We start from the raw sequence: 11,303 nt of genomic DNA, 5'->3' as shown, positions 1-11,303 counted from the left end.
CACCAACGAGAACCAACGAACAAAGAGAAACCAACAAGGGGGCGAAGCCCCCAAAGGGGGCAAGGGGCGGAGCCCCAAATAGGCCGCACCCCGCACCAACGAGCACCCACGAAGAAAGAGGAACCGGCAGGGGGGCGTGGGGGGCGGAGCCCCCCACATCGGGGGCCCGGGGGTCGCCCCCCGGATGAACACGACGAAGGAGTGGCGGGGAAGGAGCGCCAGCTCCGACCACACCACTCCACACTCCGAGTGGAGCTATGGGGATTCGAACCCCAGACCTCCTCCATGCCATGGAGGCGCGCTACCAACTGCGCCATAGCCCCGCCGCCGCGTGGACGTTCATCCCGCAGCGCCCCGCCAGTGTATAGGACGGCGGGGCGTGGTCTCGAATCGTTTGCGGGTCAGGTGCCCGCTTCGGGGCGGTCGTCGCTGAGGACGGGTTCGGGGAGGGTGCCGGCGTTGTGTTCGGCGAGCCGCCAGCCGCCGTCGCGCATTTCGGTGATAACGGACCAGCAGCAGTTGGAGAGGCCGCCGAGGCGTTCCCAGGTCTCTTCGGGGAGGCCGAGGAGGTGGCACATGCCGAGGCGGAGCGCGGCGCCGTGGGAGGCGACGACGAGCTGCCCGTCGGGGGGCAGCTGGTCGAGGGCGCGTTCGAGGGCGGCGCCGACGCGTTTGGCGACTTGGGCGCTGGTCTCGCCGCCGGGGGGTTCCCAGGCGGCGTGCTCGGCGGGGTAGCGTTCGCGGATCTCGCGGGAGGTGAGGCCCTCCCAGGCGCCGCCGTCGCGTTCGATGAGGTCCTTGTCGTAGCGGATGGGGAGTCCGGTGATGTCGGCGAGGGCCTGGGCGGTGTCGGCGGCGCGTTTGAGCGGGGAGGCGAGCAGGGCGGTGGGGCGGAGCCCGGCGAGGAGCCGGGCGGAGCGCCGGGCCTGCTGGACGCCGGTCTCGTCGAGCGGGATGTCGGTCTTGCCCTGGAAGCGGCGTTCGACGTTCCACGCGGTCTGGCCGTGCCGCCAGAGGACGAGCCGCCGCCGGCCGGGTTCGCGGGCGGGGCGGGCGTCACTCACTCGGGCTCCCGACGGCGCGGGCGCGCTGGGCCTGGTGGGCAGTGACGCTCTCGGGCAGGTCGAGGAGGGGGCAGTCTTTCCAGAGGCGTTCGAGGGCGTAGTACATGCGGTCTTCTTCGTGCTGGATGTGCACGATGATGTCGGCGTAGTCCAGCAGGACCCACCGCCCTTCGCGTTCGCCTTCGCGCCGGACGGGTTTGGCGTCCGCCTCTTCGCGCAGGCGCTTCTCCACTTCGTCCACGATGGCGCGGACCTGCCGGTCGCTGGGGGCGGAGCAGAGCACGAAGGCGTCGGTGATGACGAGCTGCTCGCTCACGTCGTAGGCAAGGATGTCGTCGGCCAGCTTGTCGCCCGCCGCCTCGGCGGCGATCCGGACGAGCTCTGCCGCCCTCTCGGATGCGGTCACGATGCGCTCGCGATCCTCCCTGTAGGGGTCGTCTCCGTTGACACCCTCTCACGGGCGGCGGCGGACTGGCCCCCTTGTCGCTGTACGGCCGCGATGCTCATGCGGCCCTTCCCCCTCAAGGGTATGCGCCGCCACCGACACGCCCCGCGAACGGCGCGGTCAGTAAAGGTTGCGCTTGTTGATGTACTGGACGATGCCGTCGGGGACGAGGTACCAGATGGGTTCGCCGGCGTGGACGCGTTCGCGGCATTCGGTGGAGGAGATCGCGAGGGCGGGGACCTCCATGAGGGACACGCGCCCGTTGGGCAGGCCGGGGTCGGCGAGGCGGTGGCCGGGGCGGGTGACGCCGACGAAGTGCGCGAGTTCGAACAGTTCGTCGGTGTCGTGCCAGGTGAGCATCTTCTCCAGCGCGTCGGCGCCGGTGATGAAGAACAGCTCGGTGTCGGGGCCTTCGATCCGGCGCATGTCGCGGAGGGTGTCGACGGTGTAGGTGGGTCCGGGCCGGTCGATGTCGATGCGGCTGACGGAGAAGCGGGGGTTGGACGCGGTGGCGATGACGGCCATGAGGTAGCGGTCTTCGGCGGCGGTGACGTCGCGGCCCTCCTTGTGGGAGGACAGGCCGGTGGGCACGAAGACGACCTCGTCGAGGGAGTAGAAGTGCGCGACTTCGCTCGCGGCCACGAGGTGCCCGTGGTGGATGGGGTCGAAGGTGCCGCCCATGACCCCGAGCCGCCGCTTTTGCGTCATGGCGACGAGAATAGCCAGCGGTGCCGGGGCCCGGAACGCCCGGGCCCCGGGGTCAGTCGAGCCCGGGGATCGGGGGGCGGCCGTCGTCCCAGGTCACGACGCGGACGGCTTTGCCGACCTCGACTCTCGGCACGGTGCCGACGGGGAGGACGTGCACGTCGGCGGTGAGGCCCAGGGTCTCGTACAGCGCGTGGGCGAGGTCGTCCTTGGGGTCGCCGGAGAGGGCCTCGCAGGCGACGAGGAGCCGGGTGGTGGGGGTGCGCCGGTCGACGACGAGCTGGTAGTGCGGCCGGACGAGCCCGGAGCCGAGCAGGACGCGTTCGACTTCGCTCGGGTACACGTTGACGCCGCGGACGACGAGCATGTCGTCGGCGCGGCCGAGGACCTTGCTCATCCGGACGAGCGTCCGCCCGCAGGCGCATTCGCCGCGGGTGAGCGACGCGATGTCGCCGGTCCGGTACCGCAGCAGCGGCAGCGCCTGCTTGGTCGGCGTGGTGAAGACGAGCTCGCCGGGCGTGCCGTCCTCGACGGGGTCGCCGGTCTCGGGGTCGACGGCCTCGACGATGAAGTGGTCCTCGTTGACGTGCAGGCCGTCCTGTTCGAGGCATTCGGTGGCGACGCCGGGGCCGATGACCTCGGAGAGGCCGTAGATGTCCATGGCCTTGAGGGGGAGGACGGCTTCGATGGCGGTGCGCAGTTCCTCCGACCAGGGTTCGGCTCCGAACAGCCCGGCCTTCAGCGCGGGCAGCTCGACGCCCGCCTCGGCTACGGCCTCGCCGAGGCGCAGCGCGTAGGCGGGGGTGCAGGTGAGGATGTCGGCGCGCAGGTCGGCGAGCATCCGCACCTGCCGGTCGGTCATGCCGCCGGACATCGGCACGACGGTCGCGCCGAACGCGACGGCGCCCTGGTGGATGCCGATGCCGCCGGTGAACAGCCCGTAGCCGTAGGCGTTGTGGACGACGCTGCCGGGCGACGCCCCGGCGCAGGAGAGGGAGCGCGCGCACATCGCGGCCCACAGGTCGAGGTCGGCCTTGGTGTAGGCGACGAGGGTGGGGCGCCCGCGGGTCCCGCTGGAGCCGTGCACGGCGGCGACCTGGTCCTGCGGGACGGCGAGCATCCCGAACGGGTAGTTGTCCCAGAGGTCCTGCTTGGTGGTGAACGGGAGGTTCGGGAGGTCGGCGAGCGTGACGTCCGCCCCGCCGCCGACACCGGCCTCCTTCAGCCGCCTCCCCTGGACGCCGCCCGCGGCGAGGAGCCGGTCGACTAGCCCCCACAGCCGGTGCCGCTGCAGCGCGGCTCGTTCGTCCAGGGACATCGCCTCGGCTTTGGGGTCGAACATAACTCGCCTCCCGGGGAGGGCCATAACCGCTCGGGCCCCGCGGCGCGGAACCCTGCGGCACGCTGGATCGTCGGGACTACCATGCCAGACATGACGGAGAACACACCGGATCGAGCACGTACGCGGTTCCCGGGGATCAGTTCCCGGGCCTACGAACACCCGGCGGACCGATCGGCGCTCGTGGCGCTGCGCTCGCTCTCCGGGTTCGACGTCGTCCTGCGCAAGCTGTCGGGGCTGGTCAACGAGCGGTCGCTGCGGCTGATGTTCCTCGGCGGGACGGTGCGCGCCGGGGAGGACCAGTTCCGCCACATCCACGACATGGTCCGGGACGCCTGCTACATCCTGGACATGCCGGAGGTCCCGGAGCTGTACGTCCGGCAGGACCCGACGCCCAACGCGATGGCGCTCGGCTCCGACCACCCGTTCATCGTGCTGAACACCGGCCTGATCGACCTGCTCGACGACGAGGAGCTGCGGTTCGTCATCGGGCACGAGGTGGGGCACATCCTGTCCGGCCACGCCGTCTACCAGACGATGATGCAGATCCTGCTGCAGCTCGGGTCGCGGCTCGCGTGGCTGCCGCTCGGCAACGTCGGCATCGCGGCGATCATCATCGGGCTGCGGGAGTGGTTCCGCAAGGCCGAGCTGTCGTCCGACCGGGCGGGGCTGCTTGCCGGGCAGGACGTGGACGCGGCGAAGCGGGTCAACATGAAGCTCGCGGGCGGGGTCCGGCTCGGCGAGATGAGCGCCGAGGCGTTCCTGGAGCAGGCGCGCGAGTACGACGCGGCCGGCGACGTGCGGGACGGGATCCTGAAGTTCCTGAACCTGCTCGGCCAGTCGCACCCGTACGCGGTGATCCGGTTCGCGGAGATCGACCGGTGGGCGCGCAGCGGCGAGTACGAGCGGATCCTCGGCGGGGACTACCCGCGCCGCGAGAACGACGGCAGCGCGTCCGTCCGGGACGAGATCAAGGACGCGGCGCGCGCCTACCGGGAGTCGTGGGAGCGCACGGCCGACCCGTTCGTGGGGAAGGTCCGCGACATGGCGGACGCGGCGGCGGGCGCGGCCGGCGGGCTGTTCGACCGGATCACCCGCCGCGACAACGGGCCGACCGGCCGGTAGCGAGGGCCGGGGCCGCCGCGACACGGACGCGGCGGCCCTCCTCCCGCCCGCCGGTCCTTCTCCCGCGCCCGGCGGCACCCCTAGAACGGCGCCGGGACGAGGAGCTCGACGTTGCGGTCGGAGACCTCGCCGCGCCGGCCGGAGTCGCGGTCCTGCCAGTCGTTGCCCGCCAGTTCCCGCGACAGGGACGCGAGCCGGACGGGGTCGGTGAGCCGGCCGCCGTAGGACGCGGGCCCCGCCGAGTCCAGGATCGTCGCGAAGATCGACAGGGTGCCGTCGCGGTTGTCGGCCAGCTCCACGATGCGGCTCTGCTGCGGGAAGTCGATGTGCGCGGCCGTGTTGACCTCCCAGAACCCCCCGCCCGTCTTGCGGGCGTGCGGGATGACCTGGTTGCGGTGCGTGTGGCCGTTCACCCACAGGACGACGTTCGGGTAGCGCAGCAGCAGCGCCAGGACCTCGTCGCCGAGGACGCGGTCGCCGCCCAGCGGGTTGTCCAGCGAGCCGACCGGGTGGTGGCTGAACAGGACGAACAGCCGGTCCTTCACCGCCTGCCTCACGACCGACCCGTCCGCGGCGAAGTAGCGGCTGGAACCGGCCTTCAGCTGCGACTCCAGCCACGCGAACTGCTTCTTGTCGAGGGAGCCCTCGGCGTAGCCGTTCGGGTTGACGGTGTCGAGGACGAGGCCGCGCACCACGCCCTGGTCGAACGCGTAGTAGGCGGTCCCGTCGCGGAGGTTCGCGGCGGTGAAGCCGTGGCCGCGCAGGGCCGAGCTGGTCTTGAAGTGCTCGGCGACGACCTCGGCGCGCGACAGCATCCGCCGGTTCCAGTCGGGCGTCACGGGGCGGAACAGCCCGCCCGCGCCGCCCTGCTCGCGGCTGAGCCGGACGAGTTCGGCGGCGTCCGCCTTCTGGATCATGCGGGCGAGGCGCTCGGCCTGGCCGTCGTCCGCCGGGGCGCCGATCTTGATGCCGCCGGTGGCGAGGCCGGACACGAGCGGGTTCACCGGCAGGTTGCCCTGGATGAGGCCGTCGTGGTTGCCGAACGCGGCGAGCCACGGCATGTCCAGGCCGGTCGCCTGGAACGGCCGGCGCGCCGCGTCGATCAGGCCCGTGACACGCGGGAACCCGTACTTGGTGATCGCGACGTCGGCCTGCGCGCCGGGCGGCGGGCCGTCCGGGTGCCAGTACGCGCGGTCGTAGGACGCCCAGTCCATGACGCCCTCGTACCTGTTCGGGTCGCCGGAGTCGGGGCGGACGCGGCCGCCGTCCAGCAGGTCGATGATCCAGCGGATCTCGTTGTACTGGACGTTGTCGGAGGCGTCGCCGGTGTTGATGGTGAACGCCAGCCCGAGCCCGGTCGCGGGCCCGCGGCCGACCTGGTTCACCGCCTGCACCATCGCCTCGGCGACCTGCGTCGACAGGATCTCCTGCGGCCGGTACCCGCCCTCGGGGAACCCGCTGATCAGGTCGCGGACGCGGTCGATGAACTCGACGCGGGCCGGGGACTGCGCGTCGATGATGTGCACGTCGGTGAGGTGGCCGAACGCGAGGATGCCGCGGCGGGTGGCGGCGCGGCGCGCGGCGGCGGTGCCGCCGAGGTCGCGGCGCAGCAGGTGCGGCTCCCCCGGCCCGGTGATCACCGGGCGGTAGCCGCCGACGCCCGCCGCGCCGAGCACGTACGTCCGGTCGAGGGTGGTGCCGGCGACGGGGCCGGCGAGCGCGGGCGCGGCTGCGGCGGGACGCGCGGGGAACGCGGCCAGCCCGGTGGTGGCGATCCCGGCGCCGAGGGCGGCGCCCTTCAGGACACGGCGGCGGCTGTACTCACGAGTCACAATCGTGAATCAGACCACACCGGCAACGTGACATCAATGGCAAAAATGTCACAACTTAGGGCAATGCCCGGGGATCAGCCGCGGGTGTGGCCTTCACCGGTCACGACGTACTTCGTCGAGGTCAGCTCCGGCAGCCCCATCGGGCCGCGCGCGTGCAGCTTCTGCGTCGAGATGCCGATCTCCGCGCCGAACCCGAACTCCTCACCGTCGGTGAAGCGGGTCGAGGCGTTCACCATCACCGCGGCCGAGTCGACGAGCGACACGAAACGCTTCGCGGCCGGCTGGGACGTCGTGACGATCGCCTCGGTGTGGCCCGACCCGTAGGTGCGGATGTGCGCGACGGCGTCCTCCAGGGAGTCGACCACGCGGCCGGCGATGTCGAGCGAGAGGTACTCGGCGTACCAGTCGTCGTCGGTGGCCTCGACGACATCGGCGCTGTAGGAGCGGATGCGTTCGTCGCCGTGGACGGTGACCCCGGCGTTCTTGAGCGCCTCCAGCGCGCGCGGGACGAACGCGTCGGCGATGTCGGCGTGCACCAGGAACGTCTCCGCCGCGTTGCACACCGACGGGCGCTGCGTCTTGGCGTTCAGCAGGATGTCGACGGCCATGCCGACGTCGGCGGCGGAGTCCACGTACACCGCGCAGTTGCCGACGCCCGTCTCGATCACCGGGACGGTCGACTCCTCCACCACCGAGTTGATCAGCGACGCGCCGCCGCGCGGGATCAGCACGTCCACCAGGCCGCGCGCCCGCATCAGGTGCTTCACCGACTCGCGGGACGTGCCCGGGACGAGCTGGACCGCGTCCGCCGGGACCTCGGTGCCGGCCAGGGCGCTCTGCATGACCTCGACCAGCACCGTGTTCGAGTCGTGCGCGGACGACGAGCCGCGCAGCATCGCCGCGTTCCCGCTCTTCAGGCACAGCGCCGCGGCGTCCACGGTCACGTTCGGGCGGCCCTCGTAGATCATCCCGACGACGCCGAGCGGCACCCGCACCTGCCGCAGCTCCAGCCCGTTCGGCAGCACGCTCCCGCGCACCGTCTCCCCCACCGGGTCCGGCAGGGCGGCGACCTTGCGGACGGCGTCGGCGATCGCGGCGATCCGCGCCTCCGACAGGGTCAGCCGGTCGATCATGTACTCGGAGGTGCCGTTGTCGCGCGCCCGCGCGACGTCCACCCCGTTCGCCTTGACGATCTCCGGGGCGGCGGCGACCAGCGCGTCCGCGACGCGGTGCAGCGCCGCGTCCTTCGCCGCGCGCGGCAGCGGCGCCAGCACGGCCGCCGCCTCCCGCGCGCGCCGCGCAACCCGCAGGAACTCCTCGCGCTCGTCGCTCATCCCAACGCTCCCTCGTTCGAGTCGTACCGGGGACGGCCCCGGACCCCCGGTCAGTCCAGTATCACCAGATGGTCGCGGTGAATTATCTCGCGTTCGTACTCGGCGCCCAGCTCGCGGGCCAGCCAGCGCGTCGAGCGCCCCATCAGCTCCGGGATCTCGGACGCGTCGTAGTTCACCAGGCCGCGCGCGACGACGTGCCCGGCGGTGTCGCACAGGTCGACCGGGTCGCCCGCGGCGAAGTCGCCGTCCACGCCCGTCACGCCGGCCGGGAGCAGCGACTTGCGGCGCCGCACCACGGCCTCGACGGCGCCCGCGTCCAGCATGACGCGGCCCTGGCCGGTGGTGGCGTGCGCGAGCCACAGGTTCCGCGTCGACATGCGGCGCCCCTCGGCCGGGTGGAACAGCGTGCCGACCCGGTCGCCGGCGAGCGCGTGCGCGGCGGACGCGGCGTTCGTCAGCACCACCGGGATGCCCGCGATCCGGGCCGCCTCCACCTTGGTGACCATGCCGCCCGTCCCGACGCGCCCCGACCCGCCGAGCTCGACGTCCTTCAGGTCGTCCGGGCCGCGTACGTCGTCGACGCGGCGGGCGCCGGGCCGCCGCGGGTCGCCGGTGTAGAGGGCGTCGACGTCCGACAGCAGGACGAGCGCGTCCGCGCGGGTCAGGTGGGCGACGAGCGCGGCGAGCCGGTCGTTGTCGCCGAACCGGATCTCGTCGGTGGCGACGGTGTCGTTCTCGTTCACGATCGGCAGGATCCCCATCGCGAGGAGCTGCCCGAGCGTCCGCTGCGCGTTGCGGTGGTGCGAGCGGCGCATCATGTCGTCGGCGGTGAGCAGCACCTGCCCGACCGTCATCCCGTACCGGGCGAAGGACGAGGTGTAGCGGGCGAACAGCAGGCCCTGCCCGACGCTCGCCGCCGCCTGCTGGGTGGCGAGGTCGCGCGGGCGGCGGGTCAGCCCCAGCGGCCCGAGCCCGGCGGCGATCGCGCCGGACGACACGAACACGATCTCGGTGCCGTCGGCGCGGCGCGCGGCGAGGACGTCCACCAGCGCGTCGATGCGGTTCGCGTCGATCGTCCCCCGCGCCGTGGTCAGCGACGACGACCCCGCCTTGACGACGATGCGGCGGGCCTTGGCGATCTCCTCGCGCTCGCTCATGAACCTGCTCCCTGCGGGGAGGCGTCCCCCCGGTCCGATCCGCCCATCACCGGCCGCCCAGGCGGCGGTCGGTGCCGCGCGGGCCCGCGGCGGCCTCGCCGGCCGGGACCTCCGGCTCCCAGTCGAACACGACCGAGTCGTCCATGGTGCCGATCAGGACGGTGGCGCCGGCGCTCGCGCCCGCCTCGGCGAGCGCGTCCTCCACGCCGAGCCGGGCGAGCCGGTCGGCGAGGTACCCGACGGCCTCCTCGTTGGCGAAGTCGGTCTGCCGCAGCCACCGGACGGGCTTGGTCCCGGTGATCAGGTAGGTGTTGTCGCCGAGGTTCCGCACGTCGAAGTCGGCGTCCCCGCCGACCGGCTCGGGCCGGATCACGATGCGGGTCGGCTCCGCAGGCGGCAGCGACGCGCGGTACTCCTCCACCATCGCCGCCATCGCGAACGACAGCTCCCGCAGGCCCTCGTGGGTCGCCGCCGACACCTCGAACACCTTCAGGCCGCGCACCTCGAACTCGGGGCGCACCATCTCGGCCAGGTCCCGGCCGTCCGGCACGTCGATCTTGTTCAGCACGATGACGCGGGGGCGGTCCGACAGCGGGCGGTCGCCCAGCACCCGGTCGTACGCCCGCAGCTCCCGCTCGATGACCTCGAAGTCGCTGACCGGGTCGCGGCCCGGCTCCATCGTCGCGCAGTCCAGGACGTGCGCGAGGGTGGACGAGCGCTCGATGTGGCGGAGGAAGTCGAGGCCGAGGCCGCGGCCCTCGCTGGCGCCCTCGATGAGGCCCGGCACGTCCGCGACCGTGAACGCCGTGTCGCCCGCGCTCACCACGCCGAGGTTCGGGATCAGCGTGGTGAACGGGTAGTCGGCGATCTTCGGCTTCGCCGCGGACAGCGCGGCGATCAGCGACGACTTCCCCGCGCTGGGGAACCCGACGAGCGCGACGTCGGCGACGCTCTTCAGCTCCAGCACGACGTCGCGCTCCTCGCCCGGCTCGCCGAGCAGCGCGAACCCGGGCGCCTTGCGCTTCGCGGTCGCCAGCGCCGCGTTGCCGAGCCCGCCGTTGCCGCCCTTCGCGACCACGTACCGGGTGCCCTCGCCGACCAGGTCGGCCAGGACCCGGTCGCCCTCCTTCACGACGGTGCCGTCCGGGACGGGCAGGACCACGTCGGCGCCGTCCGCGCCGGTCCGCATGCCGCCCTGCCCCGGCCGGCCGTTGCCCGCCTTGCGGTGCGGGCGCCGGTGGTACTCCAGCAGGCTCGCGCAGTTGGAGTCCACGACGAGGACGACGTCGCCGCCGCGCCCGCCGTTCGCGCCGTCCGGGCCGCCGAGCGGCTTGAACTTCTCCCGGTGGATCGAGGCGCAGCCGTTCCCGCCGTTGCCGGCCGCGACGTGCAGCACCACCCGGTCGACGAACTGCGCGCCCGATCCCGCTCCAGCGGCCACGGTGAACTCTCCTCTGCGAAAACGGCGAAGGGACGGACCCGAAACGGTCCGCCCCTTCGTCAAAGCCTCTTCCCCCGGCGGACTATTCCGCCGGCGGGACCACGCTCACCGCGTTGCGGCCGCGGTAGCGGCGGAACTGCACCGCACCGGCGACCAGCGCGAACAGCGTGTCGTCGCCGCCGCGGCCGACGCCCGGGCCGGGGTGGAAGTGGGTGCCGCGCTGCCGGACGATGATCTCGCCGGCGTTGACGACCTGGCCGCCGAAGCGCTTCACGCCGAGGCGCTTGGCGTTGGAGTCGCGACCGTTGCGGCTGGACGATGCGCCCTTCTTGTGTGCCATGAGACCGCTCTCCCTTACTTCCCGGCCTTGATACCGGTGATCTTGACCTCGGTGTACGGCTGGCGGTGGCCCATCCGCCGCTTGTACCCGGTCTTGTTCCGGTAGTGCATGATGTTGATCTTCGGACCCTTGACCGCGCCGAGGATCTCGGCGGTCACCTCGTAGCGCGCGAGGTCGGCGGCCTTGCTGACGACCTTGTCGCCGTCCACGACGAGCACCGCCGGGAACGTGACGGTCGAGCCGACCTCACCGGCCAGCCTGTCGACGGTCAGGACGTCGTCGACGGCGACCTTCTCCTGCCTGCCGCCTGCGCGGACAATCGCGTACACCGCGGAAACCCTTCGTCTGCGCGCGCTTCCGGAATCAACCGGTCCCACGCGTGGCTTACCAGCCCCCGGATGGGGGCCTACCCCCGGCACCCGGCCGAGGGCGGCACACCAGGGCTGCCCCTGGCGCTCTCTGCTTGGCCTCACCGGATCGGCGAGGTGAGCACCGAACGACCCCCGGGACGGGGCTCGCGG

Annotated in this window: 11 protein-coding genes and 1 tRNA gene; 1 reads left to right on the top strand and 11 read right to left on the bottom strand. The window is 72.5% G+C overall.

Going from position 1 to position 11,303, the window contains the following annotated elements:
- Nucleotides 1-250 precede the first annotated feature (250 nt).
- The 5 genes from ACIWVC_RS12000 to ACIWVC_RS11980 all read right to left on the bottom strand — a co-directional run bounded on the left by ACIWVC_RS12000 (nucleotide 251) and on the right by ACIWVC_RS11980 (nucleotide 3,556).
- A tRNA-Ala gene (locus ACIWVC_RS12000) sits at nucleotides 251-323 on the bottom strand.
- 78 nt (nucleotides 324-401) lie between these two features.
- Complete coding sequence (locus ACIWVC_RS11995; protein WP_396449610.1) at nucleotides 402-1,064, bottom strand: histidine phosphatase family protein; 663 nt, start codon at nucleotides 1,062-1,064, stop codon at nucleotides 402-404.
- Entirely contained in the window at nucleotides 1,057-1,470 is a 414-nt protein-coding gene (gene rsfS / locus ACIWVC_RS11990; protein ID WP_396449609.1) for a ribosome silencing factor, read from the bottom strand. Before rsfS ends, ACIWVC_RS11995 begins: the two co-directional genes overlap by 8 nt.
- A gap of 159 nt (nucleotides 1,471-1,629) precedes the next feature.
- Nucleotides 1,630-2,217: a nicotinate-nucleotide adenylyltransferase gene (nadD, locus tag ACIWVC_RS11985; RefSeq protein ID WP_396449608.1), complete on the bottom strand. Its 588-nt coding sequence runs from the start codon at nucleotides 2,215-2,217 to the stop codon at nucleotides 1,630-1,632.
- A 52-nt stretch (nucleotides 2,218-2,269) separates the two neighbouring features.
- Nucleotides 2,270-3,556 (bottom strand): phenylacetate--CoA ligase family protein, encoded by a 1,287-nt coding sequence (locus ACIWVC_RS11980; protein WP_396449607.1) that lies wholly within the window; start codon nucleotides 3,554-3,556, stop codon nucleotides 2,270-2,272.
- A 90-nt stretch (nucleotides 3,557-3,646) separates the two neighbouring features.
- Here ACIWVC_RS11980 and ACIWVC_RS11975 point away from each other — a divergent pair, with 90 nt between their 5' ends.
- On the top strand, nucleotides 3,647-4,678 hold the full coding sequence (locus ACIWVC_RS11975) for a M48 family metallopeptidase (protein WP_396449606.1): 1,032 nt from the start codon (nucleotides 3,647-3,649) through the stop codon (nucleotides 4,676-4,678).
- 80 nt (nucleotides 4,679-4,758) lie between these two features.
- Here the strand turns inward: ACIWVC_RS11975 and ACIWVC_RS11970 are convergent, their stop codons facing one another.
- The 6 genes from ACIWVC_RS11970 to rplU form a co-directional block, all read right to left on the bottom strand.
- On the bottom strand, nucleotides 4,759-6,510 hold the full coding sequence (locus ACIWVC_RS11970) for a TIGR03767 family metallophosphoesterase (RefSeq protein ID WP_396449605.1): 1,752 nt from the start codon (nucleotides 6,508-6,510) through the stop codon (nucleotides 4,759-4,761).
- Between the two features lie 74 nt (nucleotides 6,511-6,584).
- The gene (locus ACIWVC_RS11965) at nucleotides 6,585-7,844 is read right to left on the bottom strand and encodes a glutamate-5-semialdehyde dehydrogenase (protein WP_396449604.1); all 1,260 of its coding nucleotides are present in this window, start codon (nucleotides 7,842-7,844) and stop codon (nucleotides 6,585-6,587) included.
- Nucleotides 7,845-7,894: 50 nt separating this feature from the next.
- Nucleotides 7,895-9,001, bottom strand: coding sequence for a glutamate 5-kinase (gene proB / locus ACIWVC_RS11960; RefSeq protein ID WP_396449603.1), 1,107 nt, complete (start codon nucleotides 8,999-9,001; stop codon nucleotides 7,895-7,897).
- 46 nt (nucleotides 9,002-9,047) lie between these two features.
- Nucleotides 9,048-10,442 carry a GTPase ObgE gene (gene obgE, locus ACIWVC_RS11955; RefSeq protein WP_396449602.1) on the bottom strand — a complete coding sequence of 465 codons (1,395 nt, stop codon included), beginning with the start codon at nucleotides 10,440-10,442 and terminating at the stop codon, nucleotides 9,048-9,050.
- An 82-nt stretch (nucleotides 10,443-10,524) separates the two neighbouring features.
- Entirely contained in the window at nucleotides 10,525-10,782 is a 258-nt protein-coding gene (gene rpmA, locus ACIWVC_RS11950) for a 50S ribosomal protein L27 (protein WP_131986394.1), read from the bottom strand.
- A 14-nt stretch (nucleotides 10,783-10,796) separates the two neighbouring features.
- Nucleotides 10,797-11,111: a 50S ribosomal protein L21 gene (gene rplU, locus ACIWVC_RS11945; RefSeq protein ID WP_396449601.1), complete on the bottom strand. Its 315-nt coding sequence runs from the start codon at nucleotides 11,109-11,111 to the stop codon at nucleotides 10,797-10,799.
- Nucleotides 11,112-11,303 lie beyond the last annotated feature (192 nt).

This window comes from Actinomadura sp. (assembly GCF_044508335.1).
Classification (GTDB): domain Bacteria; phylum Actinomycetota; class Actinomycetes; order Streptosporangiales; family Streptosporangiaceae; genus Spirillospora.
Note: the sequence above shows the minus strand (reverse complement) of the source record. Positions and strands in the feature narration are given on the sequence as shown.

Bases quoted from the DNA above. Each gene is read 5' to 3' on its own strand.
- ACIWVC_RS11965 (WP_396449604.1), bottom strand. From the start codon at position 7,844: ATGAGCGACGAGCGCGAGGAGTTCCTGCGGGTTGCGCGGCGCGCGCGG.
- rpmA (WP_131986394.1), bottom strand. From the start codon at position 10,782: ATGGCACACAAGAAGGGCGCATCGTCCAGCCGCAACGGTCGCGACTCC.
- ACIWVC_RS11980 (WP_396449607.1), bottom strand. From the start codon at position 3,556: ATGTTCGACCCCAAAGCCGAGGCGATGTCCCTGGACGAACGAGCCGCG.
- ACIWVC_RS11975 (WP_396449606.1), top strand. From the start codon at position 3,647: ATGACGGAGAACACACCGGATCGAGCACGTACGCGGTTCCCGGGGATC.
- proB (WP_396449603.1), bottom strand. From the start codon at position 9,001: ATGAGCGAGCGCGAGGAGATCGCCAAGGCCCGCCGCATCGTCGTCAAG.
- nadD (WP_396449608.1), bottom strand. From the start codon at position 2,217: ATGACGCAAAAGCGGCGGCTCGGGGTCATGGGCGGCACCTTCGACCCC.